This window comes from Turicimonas sp. TL08 (genome assembly GCF_054660695.1).
The window spans coordinates 1-294 of record NZ_BAAGDP010000089.1 but is presented as its reverse complement, the minus strand read 5'-3'; the positions used below and the strand labels follow the sequence as shown (position 1 = coordinate 294).

Annotated in this window: 1 pseudogene; it reads left to right on the top strand. The window is 38.4% G+C overall.

Features of this window, described 5'->3' with window-relative positions:
• Positions 1–290 (top strand): annotated as a pseudogene (gene tnpA / locus ACYQ4O_RS13065) (IS200/IS605 family transposase); the annotation flags it as partial.
• Between the last annotated feature and the right edge of the window lie 4 nt (positions 291–294).

Genomic DNA, 294 nt, shown 5'->3' with positions numbered 1-294 from the left:
AATTTTTCCCTCAGTTTGTAATGATTTTGAAGCTGACTTAGTAGAGTTTGATGGCGAAAAATATCATGTTCATTTGTTAATTACTTACCCACCTAAAGTCTCTATATCTCGTTCAGTCAATTCTCTGTAAGGAGTATCGAGCCGTCTTATTCGAAAAAAAATATCCCTCCATTCGTAGCCTGTTATGGGGGGATGCTCTCTGGGCTCCTTCTTATTTTGCTGCAAGTTGTGGGGGTGCACCTATTTCTATTATCAAACAGTACATTGAACAACAGAATACGCCTGACTGAAAAA